This window comes from Virgibacillus byunsanensis (genome assembly GCF_042675965.1).
Lineage (GTDB): Bacteria > Bacillota > Bacilli > Bacillales > Amphibacillaceae > Virgibacillus_R > Virgibacillus_R byunsanensis.
Window position 1 is genome coordinate 18,889 of sequence record NZ_JBHTKJ010000043.1, and the last position, 17,485, is coordinate 36,373.

18 protein-coding genes are annotated in these 17,485 nt (G+C 37.2%); 6 read left to right on the forward strand and 12 right to left on the reverse strand.

Annotated features, from left to right (window positions below; translation table 11 throughout):
* Positions 1–203: 203 nt before the first annotated feature.
* From ACFQ3N_RS14840 to ACFQ3N_RS14890, 11 genes are all read right to left on the reverse strand, one after another.
* Complete coding sequence (locus ACFQ3N_RS14840; protein WP_390363321.1) at positions 204–518, reverse strand: thioredoxin family protein; 315 nt, start codon at positions 516–518, stop codon at positions 204–206.
* Between the two features lie 10 nt (positions 519–528).
* Positions 529–885: a toprim domain-containing protein gene (locus ACFQ3N_RS14845; protein ID WP_390363322.1), complete on the reverse strand. Its 357-nt coding sequence runs from the start codon at positions 883–885 to the stop codon at positions 529–531.
* A gap of 240 nt (positions 886–1,125) precedes the next feature.
* Entirely contained in the window at positions 1,126–1,509 is a 384-nt protein-coding gene (gene gcvH / locus ACFQ3N_RS14850; protein WP_390363323.1) for a glycine cleavage system protein GcvH, read from the reverse strand.
* Positions 1,510–1,587: 78 nt separating this feature from the next.
* Positions 1,588–1,944, reverse strand: coding sequence for an arsenate reductase family protein (locus tag ACFQ3N_RS14855; RefSeq protein WP_390363324.1), 357 nt, complete (start codon positions 1,942–1,944; stop codon positions 1,588–1,590).
* 520 nt (positions 1,945–2,464) lie between these two features.
* On the reverse strand, positions 2,465–4,249 hold the full coding sequence (locus ACFQ3N_RS14860) for an acyl-CoA dehydrogenase family protein (RefSeq protein WP_390363325.1): 1,785 nt from the start codon (positions 4,247–4,249) through the stop codon (positions 2,465–2,467).
* 190 nt (positions 4,250–4,439) lie between these two features.
* Complete coding sequence (locus ACFQ3N_RS14865; RefSeq protein ID WP_390363326.1) at positions 4,440–5,615, reverse strand: acetyl-CoA C-acetyltransferase; 1,176 nt, start codon at positions 5,613–5,615, stop codon at positions 4,440–4,442.
* Positions 5,616–5,635: 20 nt separating this feature from the next.
* Positions 5,636–8,035, reverse strand: a complete 2,400-nt coding sequence (locus ACFQ3N_RS14870) for a 3-hydroxyacyl-CoA dehydrogenase/enoyl-CoA hydratase family protein (protein ID WP_390363327.1) — start codon at positions 8,033–8,035, stop codon at positions 5,636–5,638.
* 180 nt (positions 8,036–8,215) lie between these two features.
* Positions 8,216–9,133 (reverse strand): proline dehydrogenase family protein, encoded by a 918-nt coding sequence (locus tag ACFQ3N_RS14875; RefSeq protein WP_390363328.1) that lies wholly within the window; start codon positions 9,131–9,133, stop codon positions 8,216–8,218.
* Between the two features lie 575 nt (positions 9,134–9,708).
* Positions 9,709–9,915 (reverse strand): copper chaperone CopZ, encoded by a 207-nt coding sequence (gene copZ, locus ACFQ3N_RS14880; RefSeq protein ID WP_390363329.1) that lies wholly within the window; start codon positions 9,913–9,915, stop codon positions 9,709–9,711.
* A 25-nt stretch (positions 9,916–9,940) separates the two neighbouring features.
* Positions 9,941–12,325: a heavy metal translocating P-type ATPase gene (locus ACFQ3N_RS14885; RefSeq protein WP_390363330.1), complete on the reverse strand. Its 2,385-nt coding sequence runs from the start codon at positions 12,323–12,325 to the stop codon at positions 9,941–9,943.
* Positions 12,326–12,339: 14 nt separating this feature from the next.
* Positions 12,340–12,642: a metal-sensing transcriptional repressor gene (locus tag ACFQ3N_RS14890; protein WP_390363331.1), complete on the reverse strand. Its 303-nt coding sequence runs from the start codon at positions 12,640–12,642 to the stop codon at positions 12,340–12,342.
* A gap of 232 nt (positions 12,643–12,874) precedes the next feature.
* Between ACFQ3N_RS14890 and ACFQ3N_RS14895 the strand changes: the two genes are divergently transcribed.
* From ACFQ3N_RS14895 to ACFQ3N_RS14920, 6 genes are read left to right on the forward strand one after another with little or no spacing between them, the layout of a single operon-like run.
* Complete coding sequence (locus tag ACFQ3N_RS14895; protein WP_390363332.1) at positions 12,875–13,951, forward strand: metal ABC transporter solute-binding protein, Zn/Mn family; 1,077 nt, start codon at positions 12,875–12,877, stop codon at positions 13,949–13,951.
* A gap of 17 nt (positions 13,952–13,968) precedes the next feature.
* Positions 13,969–14,724, forward strand: a complete 756-nt coding sequence (locus tag ACFQ3N_RS14900) for a metal ABC transporter ATP-binding protein (protein ID WP_390363333.1) — start codon at positions 13,969–13,971, stop codon at positions 14,722–14,724.
* A gap of 15 nt (positions 14,725–14,739) precedes the next feature.
* A complete protein-coding gene (locus ACFQ3N_RS14905) occupies positions 14,740–15,594 on the forward strand; it encodes a metal ABC transporter permease (RefSeq protein WP_390363334.1) in 855 nt (284 codons plus the stop codon).
* Positions 15,591–16,004, forward strand: a complete 414-nt coding sequence (locus ACFQ3N_RS14910; RefSeq protein WP_390363335.1) for a Fur family transcriptional regulator — start codon at positions 15,591–15,593, stop codon at positions 16,002–16,004. The genes ACFQ3N_RS14905 and ACFQ3N_RS14910 overlap by 4 nt, the downstream gene beginning before the upstream one ends.
* The gene (gene crcB, locus ACFQ3N_RS14915) at positions 16,001–16,396 is read left to right on the forward strand and encodes a fluoride efflux transporter CrcB (RefSeq protein ID WP_390363336.1); all 396 of its coding nucleotides are present in this window, start codon (positions 16,001–16,003) and stop codon (positions 16,394–16,396) included. Before ACFQ3N_RS14910 ends, crcB begins: the two co-directional genes overlap by 4 nt.
* Complete coding sequence (locus tag ACFQ3N_RS14920; RefSeq protein ID WP_390363337.1) at positions 16,393–16,740, forward strand: fluoride efflux transporter FluC; 348 nt, start codon at positions 16,393–16,395, stop codon at positions 16,738–16,740. Before crcB ends, ACFQ3N_RS14920 begins: the two co-directional genes overlap by 4 nt.
* 48 nt (positions 16,741–16,788) lie before the next feature.
* Here the strand turns inward: ACFQ3N_RS14920 and ACFQ3N_RS14925 are convergent, their stop codons facing one another.
* Positions 16,789–17,403, reverse strand: coding sequence for a VLRF1 family aeRF1-type release factor (locus tag ACFQ3N_RS14925; protein ID WP_390363338.1), 615 nt, complete (start codon positions 17,401–17,403; stop codon positions 16,789–16,791).
* Positions 17,404–17,485 lie beyond the last annotated feature (82 nt).

Sequence of the window (17,485 nt, forward strand, 5' to 3'; positions counted from 1 at the left end):
GCAAGCGCCCGTTTAGCGACGTATGGGCTGGACTTATCCGCATGAGATAAAGGAAACACGAAGAGAGGTAGCGAATCGATGTTGACTTATCGTAAGAAGGATCAGGAAGCCTACTAGCCGTTGGGCGCTGAAGCTGGACACGGCTAACATAGTTAATAAATTATTCACAGGTCCAACTTATATACACTCCAAAACAACAGAAATTAATTGTTTATAAATAACTCCGGTTTATATTTCATTAAATAGCTATAAATATTTGGTATTGACTTAAAGGCATAAATCTTTTCTTTGATCTGATTATCTTCCTTAATTAATAAGCATGGTACACTTTCAACTTGGTTGTTTTGCATAAAATCTGGGTGCAAGGAAGCATTCATCTCATAAAAAATATTTTCCCCATGTACTGATTCAATTTTATCCAGCATTGATTTTGCTAAGCTGCATGTACCACAAAATGGTGTATAGACATATAATAAATAATTACTCTTTTCTTTTTTTTGATCTGTAATCTGTTGCAAAAATACCACCCTAAATTAAAAATATCGGATTAACTTCTATGCTTTTACTTACCAAAGCAGTCGCAAGAATGTGTTCAGGAGTTGTTGCTACTTCACGATATTCACTGCTTATATATATATGCTCAGCATGTGGAAGTTCTCTAGTTAATTGTTTACGCAATTTAATCCCTGAGCTATCCTCATCAACGAATACAAACACATCTTTATTATCTAAATCATACAAATCCAACAGCTCGTCAAAACGTTCAACACCAAGCGTGCCATTTGTACAGATAATCTCAATATCTTCTGTTACTATTTTTTCGATCTGCTTTTTATCAGTTAATCCTTCGACAATGATAACTTTTTCTAAATCATTTGTCACCATATCATAGCTCTCCCTATCAGAAAAAACTTACTTTACATAACAAGCAACGTTTAACGAATTATACTCTTTTCTAAATGGCAAATCTAATATAACACACCAATTAGACCCTTTTTTAGTTTATGCAATAACAGCTTTTCTATATCTTACATATTTAAAATTAAATTTACCATTTGCTCATTAATCAGTAAGAAGGCCGACTTACAGGGTGTAAGTCAGCCTTCTTATTTGTTCATTCATGTATTAGTCTTCTTCAATAACTTCTTGATATTGTTCAGCAGACAATAATTCATCAAGTTCTGATTCATTAGATGGCTCCACAACAACCATCCATGCTTTTTCATATGGAGATTCATTTACAAATTCAGGGCTGTCCTCTAACTCTTCGTTCGTTTCTACAATTTTGCCGCTAATTGGAGCATACAATTCAGAAACTGTTTTCACTGATTCTACACTTCCGAAAGGCTCATCTACCTCAATTTCGTCTCCCACTTCTGGAAGCTCAACAAATACAATATCCCCTAACTCAGATTGTGCAAAATCTGTAATGCCAATTTGTACTTTACCGTCTTCTTTTTTTACCCATTCATGTTCTTCTGAATATAATAAATCTTTTGGTAAACTCATTGAAATCCCTCCGTTAATTAATTGCATTATTACTATACTAGGTATATATACTTTTTTCTAGTATTTTAGCTTAATTTCTTATCCCCATATTTCGTCAAACGTTTCTTCTTTAAAACCAACCGTTACTATTTGACCATCAGTTACAATTGGCCGTTTCACTAACATGCCATCAGAGGCTAGAATTTCAGCCATCTCCTCTGTATTTGCATCTCTTATTTTATCCTTAATGTTTAATTCACGATATTTCTTTCCACTCGTATTAAAAAACTTCTTAGCAGGAAGATGACTCTTAGCTATTAATTCTAACAACTCTTCTTTCGTGAGAGAATCCTCTACAATATGTATGCTCTTATAGTCAATATGATGGTCGTCCAGCCATTTTTTAGCTTTTTTGCATGTACCACAATTCGGGTACCAATAAAATTTTAACTCCATCTGCATACCTCCCTAACTCATTTAACAACTACCTTCATTATAACAAAAATAGTATGGTTTTAGTCTATATAGTTGTGAACTTTTACCTGCGCATTAAAAAACCTTAACCCTTCACTGCAAAGTGACTAAGGTTAAGGCTTTTTCTTTGTCTAGGAAATTATAAAAATAGGAGCCTGTAAATAATTTATTTACTGCTTAAGCCACGTCCAGCTCCGACGTACAGGACGTACTAGTGCCGATGACGCCACAGGACAAGGAAAGCTCCCCTGAAAAGCATCGCACGCAGAAAAAGCGCTTTTCTTTTTCAAGGACGTGGCGTTTTCATCGGCCAGCGCCCGTGCTGTTAGTGGGCTTCCTGATCCTCCTTACGATAAGTCAACATCGAATCGCTACCGCTCTTCGTGTTTCCTTTAAGGAAGATCGACTAACTTCGCCGCTTTGCGCGGCAACGTCGACCCACCCGCGATGCGCGGGCGTAGCCCATACGTCGCTAAACGGGCGCTTGCGCTTTTGTTCTATTTTAAACTACATATTTTTCTTCTTCAATTACTTTAGCAGCAATTTCACGTTTCTTCGCGATCACATTAGTCGGAGTATGGCGAGTAAGTTTACGTAAAGATGAAAGCATCATACGTAGTGTATCACCTGATTCAACTGCGATTAATGTTTCTTTCGCATCTGCTTCAATACGGTTGAATGCTTCCTGTACATATACCTGGGTGTAAAGAAGTTTTTGTTTGTTCTTATCTTCTCCATTTTTGTTAATTGCTTTTTCTGTACGAAGTATTGCTGACTCCATATTGTACACTTCAGCAGTCATATCTGCTAGGTTAACCAGGATTTCCTGTTCATTTTCCAGCTTCTGCATGTATTTCTGTGCAGCTAGACCAGCACCAAGTAATACCATTTTCTTTGCATTTCTTAATAAATATTTTTCTTGTTCTAAAGTTTCATCGCCAACTTCTTCAGGCATCATCATCATGAGCTCTTCCTGTAAGCTTTGTGCTTTTTGAAGTAGTGGTAACTCACCTTTCATAGCTTTTTTCAATAAGGTGCCAGGTACGATCAAACGGTTAATCTCGTTTGTCCCTTCAAAGATTCGATTAATTCTTGAGTCACGATACATGCGTGAAACTTCATATTCTTCCATGAAGCCATAACCACCATGTAGTTGTACCGCCTCATCAGCAACATAGTCAAGACATTCGGTAGCAGTGTATTTGTTCATAGAGCATTCTATTTGATACTCGGCAATTGCATTTGCTACTTCTCGCCCATCCTTTAATTGTTCATCAGTTAATGCACCCATACGTTGTTCGAATAATCCAACTGTACGATAAACTGCACTCTCGTTAGCATAAGTTCTCGCTGCCATTGTTGCCAATTTTTCTTGTGTTAGGCTGAAACTTGATATAGCTCTACCAAATTGTTTACGTTCATTTACGTATTTAGTGGCTACTTCAATTCCACGTTTTGATCCACCAACACCACCAATTGCAAGCTTATATCGACCAACATTCAGGATATTAAATGCGATAATATGACCGCGTCCTTTTTCACCTAAAAGATTCTCAACTGGTACTTCAGCATCTTCTAAAATTAATGTACGAGTTGATGAACTCTTAATACCCATTTTCTTTTCTTCTGGACCTGTAGATACACCCACAAAATCACGTTCCACAATAAATGCCGTAAAGTGTTCGCCATCAATTTTTGCATAAACAATAAACAAATCCGCAAATGCTGAGTTAGTTATCCACTGTTTTTCACCGTTTAGAATGAAATGTGTTCCTGCATCGTTTAATTTAGCTGTTGTTTTCGCACCTAATGCGTCAGAGCCAGAACTCGGCTCTGTTAATGCATATGCTGCCAACAATTCACCTGTTGCTAATTTTGGTAAATATTTTTCTTTTTGATCATCATTACCGAAAAATACAATTGGAAGTGAGCCAATTCCAACGTGTGCACCATGAGTTACTGAGAACCCACCAGAACGTGAAAACTTTTCAGTAATTAAAGAGGAACTGATTTTGTCTAATGCAAGACCACCATATTCTTCTGGAACATCAGCACCAAGAAGTCCCAGTTCCCCAGCTTTTTTCAACAAGTCTACTGAATGTTCAAATTCATGGTTTTCTAGGTTTTCTACTTTTGGTAACACTTCGCCCACTACAAAATCTTCCGTAGTTTTAGCAATCATTTTATGCTCATCCGTAAAATCTTCTGGTGTAATAACATCCTCACCAGTTAAATCTTCAATTAGAAAGGCTCCACCTTTAAAAATCTTATCTTTCGTTTCGCTCATGTAATTCGTTCCTTTCCATAATGGAATGTTTTAGTAGGTGCCACATGTGTGGCACCTCTTTTATTAGATTTCTATCATAATAAAATATGAACTTTGGCCACTTCGTTGTGAACGGTAGCGACTTAGGCTCAAACTACATAACATCTTTCCCACTTTCCTTACTTTAGCCAAAAGGCCATATTCTCATAGTTTACAATAGTTCAAATACGCCGGCAGCTCCCATACCGCCACCAATACACATGGTTACAACACCATATTGTACGTTGCGTCGCTTCATTTCATGAATCAAACTTAGTGTTAATTTCGTACCTGTCATACCAAGTGGATGACCAAGTGCGATTGCTCCGCCATTCACGTTTACAATATTTGGATCCAAGTCTAGTGCTTGAATAACTCGAACAGATTGTGAGGCGAACGCTTCATTCAATTCAAATAATCCGATGTCTGATAAATTAAGTCCAGCAATCTTCAATGCTTTCGGAATTGCTTCAACTGGGCCAACACCCATGATTTCCGGCTCAACTCCTGCTACAGCAAATGAGCGGAACTTAGCAAGTGGCTGCAATCCTTCTGAAACAGCTTTCTCACGATCCATTAAAAGTACGGACCCAGCACCATCACTCATTTGTGAGGAATTACCAGCAGTTACAGAACCTTTTACGTTAAATGCTGGGCGAAGTTTGCTTAGTACGTCTGTAGTTGTTCCTGGACGTACTCCTTCATCCATGTTAAACGTGAACGATTTCTCTTCAATTTCATTCTTATTACCCACAACTCGCTGTGATACTTCAACTGGAACAATTTCATCTTTAAATTTGCCTTCTTTAATCGCCTTTGCAGCACGCTCATGACTTTGAACCGCAAATGCATCTTGGTCCGCTCGTGATATATGGAATCGATTTGCCACTTCTTCAGCGGTGTGACCCATTCCCATATAATATCCCGGAGCATCTTGAACTAGCTTTGTATTAGGTTTAATTACATGGCCACCCATAGGGATTAGACTCATAGATTCTGCACCACCGGCAATGATCGTATCACTTGCACCAACCATAATTCGTTCTGCTGCATAGGCAATACTTTGCAAGCCTGATGAGCAATAGCGATTAATCGTAATTCCTGGTACATCATGCTTTAGTCCTGCTAGCCCAGCAATATTTCGTGCCATGTTCATACCTTGTTCTGCTTCTGGCATTGCACAACCGATAATGACATCATCAATATTGCCATCATAGTTTCCTGCACGTTTTAATGTTTCTTTAATCGTTAATGCTGCTAAATCATCTGGTCTCGAGTTTGCGAGTGATCCTTTATTTGCTCTTCCTACAGGGGTTCTTGCACCTGCAACAATTACTGCTTCCTTCACGTTTTTTCCCCCTCTTCTAATTAGTTACGTAGTGGTTTTCCTTTTAGTAACATGTGTTGCATTCGTTGTTGTGTTAACGGTTCAGCGATTAAGCTGAGGAATGCTTCACGCTCTAAATCAAGTATTACTTGTTCATCAATTAATGTTCCTTCTTTAATACGACCACCTGATAAAACATACGCTAACTTTTCCGCTATTTTCACATCATGTTCAGACGCATATCCACCAAATCTCAACGTTTTTGCACCTAGTAACATCGCAGCATAACCCGCTTCACCTACTACTGGAACCTTTTCACGCTTTGGTGCTTGGTAGCCAGCGTTAGCTAATGCTAATACTTTTTCTTTAGCATCGTATAACAAGTGGTCTGGATTTACGCTAATGGAATCTTTGCTATTTAAAAATCCGTTTTCACGTGCCTCAGCTGCCGACGTTGAAACTTTTGCTGTTGCGATTTTTTCGAATACATCATTTGCAACTTTCGTTAAATCAAAATCTACACCTTCTGGCAGATTACGAAGTTCTTTTAAGTAAAGTTCTTTCGTACCTCCACCACCTGGAATTAATCCTACACCGAACTCCACAAGTCCCATATAAGTTTCAGCTGATGCCTGGATTGCCGCTGCTGGTAATGACACCTCAGCACCGCCACCAAGAGTCATATTAAATGGTGCAGTAACCACTGGTTTCTCGGAATATTTAATATTCATTGCCATGTTCTGGAACTGCCTTACAACCATGTCGAGTTCAAAGAAGTTATCATCTTGTGCTTCTAAGAGCATCATTCCTAAATTAGCCCCAACACAGAAGTTATTACCTTGATTTCCGATAACTAGCCCTTTGTAATTTCTGCCTACTTCTTCTATTGCGAAATTCACCATTTGAATGATATCAAGACCAATTGCATTGCTTTGTGAATGGAACTCAAGTCCTGCAACACCGTCACCTAAGTCTACTAAACTAGCACCAGTATTCTTTTTAATAACACCTCTTACGTCTTTTAAACGTTTTAAATTGATTTCTTTTTTGTTGAAATTTTGTTGTTTATATTCACCATTATCATAATAGTACACATTCCCGTTATCTGTTTTATAGAAGGATTCATAACCTTGTTCTAATAGATTAAGAATCCATTCAGGGACTGTTTCGCCTTCTTTTTGCATACGCTCAACTGAATTACGCACTCCAATTGCATCCCATGTTTCAAACGGACCGATTTCCCAACCAAATCCCCATTTCATTGCTTGGTCGATAGAAACGATATCATCAGCTATTTCACCTATTAAATCCGCTGCGTAAATTAAAACTGGTTTGATAATAGACCAGACCAAATCACCTGCCTTATCTCCTTTAGCAGATACAAGCGCTTTCAATTTACAACGGGATTCTTTCTCTTGTTTTGCCATTTCCGTTGCAGCAGTTTTCAGTTTTTTGCGATCCTCGTATTCTAGTGTTTCTGGATTCAATTCATAAATGGCACTTCCGTCTTTTCCCTTTTTCTTCAAGAAAAATCCTTGGCCACTTTTGGAACCAAGCCATCCATTTTCCTGCATTTTTAACATAAAATCAGGTATATCAAATACTTCTTTTTCTGCGCCTTCCACTTGGTCATAGACATTTTTTGCTACATGGATAAATGTATCTAAACCAACTACGTCTAATGTGCGGAATGTTGCGCTTTTCGGACGTCCTATCATTGGTCCTGTTACAGAATCTACTTCTCCGACACTATAACCGCCTGCAAGCATCTTTTGGACAGTTACAAGTAAACCGTATGTGCCAATTCGATTTGCGATAAAGTTAGGTGTATCTTTAGCTTCTACAACACCTTTACCTAAAACATCTTCTCCAAATGTTTTCATAAACTCCAATACTTTTGGATCGGTATCTTTAGTTGGAATAACTTCAAGTAACTTTAAGTAACGTGGCGGATTGAAAAAGTGCGTTCCCAGAAAATGTTTGCGGAAGTCTTCTGAACGATCAGCAGCCATATCTTCAACTGAAATTCCTGATGTATTAGAGCTAACAAGTGCTCCTTTTTTACGATATTTATCTACGTTTGCAAATACCTTCTTCTTTATATCCAGGTTTTCAACTACTACTTCAATGATCCAGTCAACGTCTGCTAGCTTCTCCATATCGTCATCCATATTACCTACCTCTATTAATTCAAGATTCTTTTTAGTAGTAATTGGTGACGGTTTTTGTTGTAACAAGGCTTTTTTACTTTGTGCGGCGATACGATTTCGTACAGTCCGGTCCGCTAATGTTAAACCTTTCTTCTCTTCATCTTTTGTTAGCTCACGCGGTGCGATATCAAGCATAATCGTCGGAATACCTACGTTAGCCAAGTGAGCCGCAATTCCAGACCCCATAACACCAGAGCCTAGCACTGCAGCGCGCTTGATTGTTTGCTTCATGTTTTATCCCCCTATCTTTGTTTGAATGAATACTCATTCATTTTTAAGTATAAAATAAAAGATAGTTGCCTATCCATCTAGTTATTACTATAAATTATATTCTGATATTTCGCAATAAATATCATGTAAATTCTGTTAATTTATTTTGCGATCGAATGTAGTCCAAACGATCGCAAAGCATTATTTTTTTAATATTCCTTTAAGCACGAACATTACATTCGCTGGGCGTTCAGCTAATCGTCGCATATTATACCCATACCAATCATTCCCATATGGTACATAAACGCGCATTTTATATCCTTCTTTTAAGAGCTTACTCTGTAGTTCGATACGAATTCCAAATAACATTTGAAATTCAAATTGATCCCTAGGAATATTATGTTCTTTTTCTAGTTGTTTTGTATAATCAATTATGGCATCGTCATGAGTGGCAATTGCAGTATAATTACCGTTTAAGAGATTCATTTCAATAAGCTTTTTATAGTTTTCATCTACATCTTTTTTCTCTGGAAATGCAACTTCTGGTGATTCCTTATACGCACCTTTTACAAGACGCAGATATGGATTATAATCGTCTAATTCTTGAATATCCTCTTCTGTTCGATATAGATATGCTTGTAAAACAGTCCCTACATTATCGTATTCATTTCTAAGTTCTTTAAATATTTCTAAGGTAGTCTCGCAACGTTCATAGTCTTCCATATCAATTGTTACGATTACATTATGCTTTTGACCAGCATCTAGAATTTTACGTAAATTCGTCATTACTAGTTCACGGGATATATCTAGTCCCATAGAGGTCATCTTCAAAGATAGCTCGGAATTAAGCCCTTTTTCTGCTATTATTTCAATAGCATGAACGCATTCATCGGCAGATTCAATTGCTTCTTTTTCATTGTCAACAAACTCTCCCAAGTGATCTACTGTAACGACAAATCCGTCCTCGTTTATTTCTTTAATTTTTCTTGCTGCATGGTCAATATCGACACCCGCCACAAATCGTGCTGCCCCAAAACGAAGACCGTATTTTTTTGCCAGTTTTGTAAGCGTTTTATTTTTCGATAAAAACAAAAAGAAGTTACGCATAAGCTGTTCCACGCCATTACCCCCAAATAAAAATTATTTCTATATATAATAGATAAAGTTAAAGATATAAAACTATTTTATCACTTTTTGACGAAAAGGAGTATATATTTTTCCTAAATATATGCGTTTTTTTGTGAACAAAAGCGTATTCGCCCTGAAAGACACGACAAACATAAGCAAGTCGCGGAATGTGGATGCCTTTACCCAAGCCGAACTGCTTATGTCTCAAGTGTCTAAGCGTTGGCCGACGAAAACGCCACGTCCTTACAAAAGAAAAACGCTTTTTCTACGTGCGATGCTTTTTCAGAGAAGCATTCCTTATCCTGTGGCTTCATCGGCACTAGTACGTCCTCGAAAAAGGAGTTCGTTTTAACGTGTACGATGTTTCGCTGTCGAAGCCTTCCTTGTCCTGTACGTCGAAGCTGAACGTGGCTGATTCTGTAAATAGATATACTTAACTTTCAAGTGATTCTTTCTTTACTCATTAAAAAACTTAGCTTATCTCCAAGCCTTAATGGCGGAAGCCTTTTATAATTTCCTAGATGAAATAAAGCTGATTTCCTTTTCAAAAGGAAATCAGCTTATTATTACGCTACAACGTCGTAGCCTTGATCTTCTATTGCTTCACGCATATCAGACACAGTTACATGTGCATCATCATACGTAACATCAACTTTTCCAGTGCCGAGGTTTACCTCAACACCATTTACACCTTCTAAACCTTCTAGTGCGTCTTTCACTGATTTTTCGCAGTGTCCACAAGTCATTCCTCTTACATCTAAAGTGGTTTGCATGATTCTATCCCCTTTCAAAGTTTATTTATATTCTAACTCGCTTTAATCTAAGCGAGTTGGAAACAACACTCACAGAGCTAAAAGCCATTGCTGCACCTGCAATCCAAGGTGCTAATAAGCCAATAGCAGCAATCGGAATTCCGGCACTATTATAAGCAAATGCCCAAAATAAGTTTTGTCGGATGTTTTTAATGGTAGCATGACTTAACTTTATTGCTTTTGGTATCAGCAATAACTCCCCACCAAGAATGGTTACATCTGCTGCTTCTATTGCAATTTCTGTACCTGTTCCGATGGCAATTCCAATATCGGCAATTGCTAGTGCGGGGGCATCATTAATTCCATCACCAACCATTGCTACTTTTTTACCCTGTTGCTGGATCTCTTTGACTTTATCCGCTTTTTCTTCAGGTAAAACCTGTGCAATAACCTGGTCAATACCAACCTCACTCGCAATGGCCTTTGCTGTTCGTTCGTTATCACCGGTTAACATGATAACGTCGAGACCTTGGTCCTTCAATTGTCGAACAGCTTCAATAGCTGATTCTTTTACGGTGTCTGCTACAGCTACTATTCCACTATATTGTCCATTTACCGCAATAAGCATCGATGTTTTACCACTTTTTTCATACTCGATTAATTCAGTTTCTACATCACTAACATCTATTTCGTTTTCAACCATTAACTTACGTGTACCTACTAATACCTGATCGTCTGCAACTTTAGCTCTGATACCGTGCCCCGGTATTGCTGTAAACTCATCGGCACCTATAATTTCAACCTTATTTTCAGTTGCATAGGTCACAATTGCTTCCGCTAATGGATGTTCAGAACCCTTTTCAGCACTTGCTAATAATTGAAGTGCCTTATTATCACCGGTGAAATCAGTTACCTCAGGTTTTCCTTTTGTAATAGTTCCAGTTTTATCAAAAATAATGGCATCTAATTGATGGGTGCGTTCTAAATGCTCCCCACCCTTAAACAGGATTCCGCTCTCAGCTGCTTTACCTGTACCTACCATAATAGAAGTAGGTGTAGCTAAACCTAATGCACATGGACAGGCAATTACAAGAACTGCAATGGAAGCAGTTAATGCTAGTTCCAGGTTACCAGGTGAAACAAGCATGATCCATACCGTAAATGTGATAAGTGCAATGACCACCACAATTGGAACAAAATATCCTGAAATCACATCGGCCAGACGCTGAATTGGAGCTTTAGAACCTTGAGCGTCCTCAACAGCTTTCACAATAGAAGCAAGTGCTGTGTCCTTACCAACCTTAGTCGCTTCCATTTCGATGGTGCCATTCTTATTAATCGTTGCTCCAATAACATTTGCTTGCAGTTCTTTTTCAATTGGTATAGATTCACCTGTGATCATTGATTCGTCTACAGATGTTCGTCCTTTCCTAACGATACCATCTACAGGTATTTTCTCGCCTGGTTTCACAACGATCCGATCCCCAGATACTACATCTTCAATTGGTATCATGACTTCTTCATTATTACGAATAACTCGTGCTTGCTTTGCTTGTAAATTAAGCAGTTTTGATATAGCAAGTGTCGTTTTTCCTTTTGCACTTGTTTCTAAATATTTCCCAAATAAAATCAAGGTGATTAATATAGCGCTTGTTTCAAAGTAAAGATGCGGCATATAACCCGGATTACCAATAGTTTTACCTACTTCATATAAACTGTAAAAGTAGGCAGCACTAGTACCGAGTGCAACCAACACATCCATATTAGCACTTTGATTACGTAGATTTTTGTATGCACCCTCATAAAACTGCCAACCGATTACAAATTGAACCGGTGTAGCAAGTAAAAATTGAAACCATGGATTCATCAATATATCTGGCAATGACAATCCCATCAGATGATCTAACATCGTAATTAATAATGGAATAGAGAGAATTGCAGAAATAAGTAACTTTATTTGCATTCGCTTAATCTGCTTTTCCTTTTGAGATTGCTTTGTTTCTTTATCAGCTTTTGCCTTTGCGTCATATCCTAACTTCTGAATTCTGCCAATAAGATCTGCTTCTTCAATCAGGCCAGGATTATATTCTATTGCAGCCGTTTCGTTAGCAAGATTTACCGTTGCAAGCTTGACCCCTGTTTGTTTATTCAACACTTTCTCAATGCGTGATGAACATGCAGCACATGTCATTCCAAATACGTCGAATTCAGCTTTCTCCACCTGTACACCATATCCCAATTTTTCAATTCTGGACGTAATATCATTAACAGAGGTAGAGTCCGGATTATAATCAACAGTTGCCTTTTCTGTCGTTAGATTAACTTTGGCATCTACACCGTCCATTTTATTCAACACTTTTTCTACTCTGGTTGAACAGGCTGCACATGTCATTCCTGTTACCCCAACTGATATTTGTTTTGTATCGCTCAATTTTATCCCTCCTATCACTTAGAAAATTGCTTCATAACCTCCATTAATTCATCAATAGCTTCATTTCCTTCACCAGACTTGACCGCTGAACTTACACAATGCTTTGTATGCCTTTCTGCTACTGAGAATCCAACCTTTTTCAAGGCTGCGTTTATTGCACTGATTTGTACCAGAACGTCTACACAATATCGATCTTCTTCAATCATTTTTTGTATCCCACGAACTTGACCTTCTATTCGTTTTAAGCGATTTACAACAGCTTCTTTTTCATCCTTTGATCTTGGTGTTACGGGGTGTTTATCTACTTGTTCAACCAAACGAATCACATCCTTTTCACCTTTCTGGCTTATACTATACCCCCCTATAGTATATAAGTCAACTGATTAAACTGTAATTACGTGCATATAACTTTTAAAATGATTCTTTTAACTAGGTGGCAAAATAAGCAACATTTTCAAACTATTAAATCGTAATCAATCCTATTTACAAATCGTAATCGTTACGATATTATATAAAAGTATAAACAAAGTTACGGGAAGGAATATGATCATGAAACTCTTACAAATCATTAGTTTATTAGTATTAGCAGGGATAATCTTCAGCGGGTGTACATCACCTTCTAGCCAAGAATCGGATACTAATTCAGACCTAACCATATATACATCCATCTACCCTATTCAATTTGCAGTAGAACAAATTGGCGGTGACTCCGTTTCAGTGAAGTCTTTGTATCCTCCAGGAGTTGATGCACATACGTATGAACCAACTTCAAAGGACATGACGACTATTGCAAAAAGTGATGCCTTCATTTATATGGGTGCGGGTATGGAAGGTTTTGCCCAAAGTGCAGCAGACGCATTAGAATCACAGGATTTAAGTTTAGTAGAACTAGGACAACATGAAGAACTTTTTCATGTGGATGAGAATCTAGAGCATGAAGAAGACAGTGAGCACGAAGAAGAACGTGAAGAAGAACATGAAGAACATGAACACGAAGACCATGAAGAAGAACATGAAGAACATGAAGAACATGAACACGAAGACCATGAAGAAGAACATGAAGACCATGAAGGGCAAGTTGAAGATGATGGACATAACCATGGTGATCTTGACCCTCACATTTGGCTGGATCCAAAGCGTATGCTAGAAATGTCTCACATTATAAAAAGCGAATTAATCACGCTTAATCCAGAGAAATCCGATCTCTACAATAAAAACTTTCAAGCACTTAAAGAAGATTTACTAGTACTTGATGAACAATTCACGGAAACCTTACAATCTAAAACAAACAAAGAAATACTAGTTTCCCACGCTGCATACGGTTATTGGGAAGAACGTTACGGAATTGAACAAATTGCCATAAATGGCTTATCATCAAGTAGTGAACCTTCCCAAAAAGAACTAACAGAAATCATCGATCAAGCAGAAAAACACCATTTAGAATATATAATCATTGAGCAAAATAGTACCAATAATGTCTCCAAAATCATCCAAGACCAAATTGGTGCCCAAACCCTTGAAATTCATAATCTCTCTGTATTAACAGATAATGATATAGATAAAGAGAAAGATTATTTTTCTATTATGTATCAGAATTTAGATGTACTTGATCAAGTGACGAATTAACGGAGAGGAGTACAATCATGACTGAACCAGTTGTATCCATGAAGCAAATAAGCTACGCCTATGAACAAAAGCAAGTAATCAATAACATAAATTTTGAAATACCACGTGGATCTTTTATGGGTTTAGTTGGTCCTAATGGTGGAGGGAAAACTACTTTGATCAAACTGATTCTTGGAATTCTAAAACCAGATGATGGAGAAATTTCTCTTTTTGGAAAGCCGATTTCAAAAGTGAAAACGTGGAGTAACATCGGTTTTGTTTCACAGAAGTCCAACTCGTTTAACAAAGGATTTCCTGCAACCGTTTATGAAGTAGTTTCCATGGGGTTAACTGCAAAAGTTGGCTACTTAAAGTTTTTCACCAAAAAAGATAAAGAGAAAATTTTAAACGCAATTGATCAAGTAGGAATAAAGGAATATGCCTATGAGAGCATTGGAAACTTATCTGGGGGTCAGCAGCAACGTGTATTTATCGCACGATCACTAGTAAATGATCCAGAATTATTAATACTAGACGAACCGACAGTTGGTGTCGATTACGAAAATGTACAACGGTTTTATGAACTCTTACACAAATTAAATAAAGAACGCAATATAACATTACTTCTCGTAACGCACGATACAGGAACGATGACCGAGCATGCAACAGACATTGTTTGCTTAAATAAAACACTTCATTTTCACGGGAAACCGGAAGAATACACATCTTTAACCGAGTCGGACTTATCGAAATTCTATGGACATCCGGTAAATATTGTCACACATGAACACTAATGCGGGGGAGCTATTATGTTAGCAGACTTTTTTCAATATGATTTTTTACGACATACTTTTTTAACTGGTTTATTAATTGGTATTATAGCTCCATTACTAGGCACTTTTATCGTTGTAAGACGTCTATCGTTAATTGCCGATGCTCTATCACATGTGACCTTAGCTGGAATAGCTTTTGGTTTGTTGATAGAGAAAAAATTCGCTATAGCCATAATTACACCTTTATACAGTGGAATGGCTTTTTCGGTCATTGGTTCTGTTTTGATTGAAAAACTACGTGGAGTCTATAAAGCTTATCAGGAATTAGCTATTCCTATTATCTTGTCCGGCGGGGTAGGCTTAAGCGTTATTTTCATTTCCCTTGCAGACGGTTTTAATACCGAGTTATTTAACTATCTATTCGGGTCTGTTTCAGCAGTCAGTCAAAATGATTTTCTTTCCATTCTAGGAATTTCTATATTTATAGTTATTATAATCACACTCTTTTATAAAGAATTATTCACCCTTTCATTTGACGAAGAACATGCGACAGTCTCCGGTATTCATGCAAAACGAATTCACCTACTTTTTATCGTATTAACTGCATTAGTTATTGCTGCATCTATTCGTATTGTTGGTGTATTACTCGTATCTGCTTTAATGACATTACCCGTTGCTGCAAGCATGCGACTTGCCCGAAGCTTTAAACAAATGATTACTTTTTCTATTCTTTTTGGAGAGTTAGCAGTTATTGCAGGGTTAATAAGTGGATATTATTTCAGTATCCCACCAGGTGGTACAATCGTAATGATATCAATTATTATTTTATTACTTTCCATTAGCGCCAATCGATTTACTTTTATATTTAAAAGAGAGAGGGGAGCCGAATGAATTTAAATGATGCCATAAAAAAGCTAACAGACCATGGTTATAAGACAACAGGTAAGCGTAAAGATATCCTAACCTATTTTGCTGAATCTGATGGATATCGTACAGCCAAAGATTTATTACAACATTTAGAAGCAACTTATGAAGGTATAAGTATTGACACTGTTTATCGAAACCTCCATTTATATGATGAGATTGGTATTCTGGAAACTACAGAATTGAACGGTGAAAAGCATTTTCGAATCAATTGTACGCATCATCACCATCACCATTTTATTTGCAAGGATTGTGGCAAAACAAAGGAAATTTCGGTTTGTCCAATGGATGAAGTAGAAAGTTCTTTAGCTAATTATGTAATCGAAGACCATAAATTTGAAATCTATGGACTATGTCCAAGGTGTAAAACCGCATGAATATAAGTTTTAAAATATATATGGCAATTGGGATTGGTGGAATGTTTGGTGCTGTTGGACGATATAGTGTATCGATCCTTTTCGAAAGTGTTAACGGGTTTCCATACGCAACATTAACCGTCAATTTAATTGGGTGCTTCTTGTTAAGTTTATTACTGCATCATGAAGCGATTAAAAAAAGACTATCTCCTGAAGTTTTTGCTGCCCTTGGAACAGGTATGCTTGGTGCTTTTACCACATTTTCGACATTCGCTGTTGAAACAATAGAAATGGGTGCCACTCAGATTGGATTAGCGATTTTTTATGTAATCATTAGTGTTTTTGGTGGATTACTATGCTGTTTTGCAGGATACAAACTAGCAATTGGAAATAAAAAGGTAACGAGGTCATGAGTATATTTTTAGTAGCTGTTGGGGGAATGCTAGGAAGTATCGGACGATTTTACATTGCAATTCAAGCAAGTAAACGCCTCATAGGTACTTGGATAACAAATATTACAGGATCCATACTTTTTGCTGCTACATTTCATTTCCATCTATCAGGCAGCATTCCCAATTGGTTATGGATCTTCTTAGGTATCGGCGTATTCGGTGCGTTCACTACCTTTTCTACATTTGGAAATGAAACCGTACAATTGATTATTGAAAAAAGATTCGGTACTGCAATCATATATATATTTAGCTCGCTAATAGTATCCTTGGTTAGTGTTTTTCTTGTTCTTTATATACTACAGTAAAAAGAGCTAAATCGGGAATTTTAGCTCTTTTTACTGTATGGTTTTTACTTACCCAAACACTTCATCCAACACTTTGGATTCTTCATGATCTAACATATTTTTATGAATCACTTTATCTACTGGTTTATTCATTTGTTCTTCTAGTTCATAAGAGGAATCCACTTCTCCTACTACATAAATTTTATCCCATTTTTGATCTTTTGCACGCTTATCCAGTTTTGGGGCAATGCTTTTGAACCAGCGCTGTTTATTTGCTTGATAACGAGCTTGGAAGTTATCTACTTGGAGGTTGGTTGCACCTGGCCCCATTTGTGTATTTGCCTTACGTGGACCTAATTTTTGTCGCCAATCATCTGTGTTAATATCTAATTCATAGGAAACTGTTTCTTCTATTTCATTCAGATAAGAATCTATTACTTTTATTTCATTTTGCTGCACAAGGATAATGCCAGATTTCGGATATTTTTCATTCAATTCTTTTAACTGTTCCAATTCTGGAGTTTCCTGCCAATAAAATTCTGTCTTCAATCGCAGTTGAACACGATCAGCAAACCATACATCCTCGTCCGCAGTTGCAAACAGCACAATACCACGACGAAAGTTTTGCTCATTTCCTCGTACAAACTTTTTAACTTTTTGCTTTATTAATTGGAAATTTTCCAATTCTTCTTTATCATCCCTGAATTATTCATAGAATTTCTTTGATTACCCAATAATGCTTATCTATCAAGCATTCCTTTGATTT